General features: G+C 27.5%; 3 protein-coding genes. 2 read left to right on the plus strand and 1 reads right to left on the minus strand.

Annotated elements, in window-relative coordinates; translation table 11 throughout:
• The first annotated feature begins 74 nt into the window (after nt 1-74).
• A complete protein-coding gene (locus Q0370_RS07450; protein WP_299574091.1) occupies nt 75-371 on the plus strand; it encodes a hypothetical protein in 297 nt (98 codons plus the stop codon).
• A 62-nt stretch (nt 372-433) separates the two neighbouring features.
• On the plus strand, nt 434-850 hold the full coding sequence (locus Q0370_RS07455; protein WP_299574094.1) for a lysozyme inhibitor LprI family protein: 417 nt from the start codon (nt 434-436) through the stop codon (nt 848-850).
• Nucleotides 851-861: 11 nt separating this feature from the next.
• Here the strand turns inward: Q0370_RS07455 and Q0370_RS07460 are convergent.
• On the minus strand, nt 862-1,137 hold a 276-nt coding region (locus Q0370_RS07460; protein WP_299574097.1), incomplete at its 5' end, for a hypothetical protein.

The raw sequence follows: 1,137 nt of genomic DNA on the forward strand, positions 1-1,137 counted from the left end.
TTTAGTTAAATTGTGTTGTGAGATATAGTAAATTTATTTTGAAATTTAAGAAATAAAAAAGTTGTAGGTGAATTATGAAAAATAATAATATTGTAATTATGTATGATATAATGAAAAATGTTAATAGAATTTATTTTAAGGCACAAAGTCTTGAAAATTCAGAAATGAAATGGAATTATAGTGGAAATGGGAACATAACAGTTATAAACGATTGTGAAAAAGTTTATTTTTCTGAGGAAATAATTCTTAGTGATGGATTAAAATATTTTGATAAAAAATTATGGAATTTTATGGAAGATTGTATAGAGTTTTATAGATATAGAAATGGGGAATATGAAAAAATATTTGAATTTTATTTAAAATTAAGTTGACTAAAAAAAGAGTTTATGATTTAATACAAAATATAAAAAAATAAAATAGGAGTTGATGAAAAATGAGAAAATTACTAATAACAGGATTATTACTTGTAGGAGCAGTTGCATTTGCTGGAAAATATGAAGATGGGCTAAAGGAACGTATGAAAGTTGCGGAAGAAAGACTTGAATCAAAGTTTGAAGGAACCACAGCAGATATGTTGAATGCCAGCTCTGAATTAACAGATGAATGGGAAAAAGAAATGAACAAAGTGTATGATTTAATTTTGAAAAAATTACCAGCAAAAGAACAGTCAAAATTTAAGGCTGAACAGGCAAAATGGCTAAATGACAGGAAAGTGGCTATAAAAAAAGCGTTGAATGATGAAGAGGATGGACCTAAAATGGCTGTGTTTGGAGCAGCTGGAACTGGACTTTCTATGACAGAAGAAAGAGCTTTAAAACTTGCAAAAAGATATGACAGCCTTTCTAAATAGTATTTAGAATATTAGATTAAATAAAAAAGAGTTTTGATGTACTGTAAAAAAGTTGAATAAAATAAATTAATTAATGCTTCTTTATCTGTCAGTATCTTTTGACCATATGATTGATTCGCAATTTTTGCTAAGTATAAATGCTCTCTAATCGAAGTATGTTGCATCAATAATATTGTATATGCCTTTTGGGATTGATCATAATCTTGGGATAACAGTACGTGCGCTGCATCGCATATATATTCATCTTGATCCTTATAAATAAAATCTAATCGGTCATCAGCAGTAAA

This window comes from uncultured Leptotrichia sp. (assembly GCF_938036635.1).
In the GTDB taxonomy this organism is placed as follows: Bacteria; Fusobacteriota; Fusobacteriia; order Fusobacteriales; family Leptotrichiaceae; genus Leptotrichia; species Leptotrichia hongkongensis.

Bases quoted from the DNA above. Each gene is read 5' to 3' on its own strand.
- Q0370_RS07455 (WP_299574094.1), top strand. From the start codon at position 434: ATGAGAAAATTACTAATAACAGGATTATTACTTGTAGGAGCAGTTGCA.
- Q0370_RS07450 (WP_299574091.1), top strand. From the start codon at position 75: ATGAAAAATAATAATATTGTAATTATGTATGATATAATGAAAAATGTT.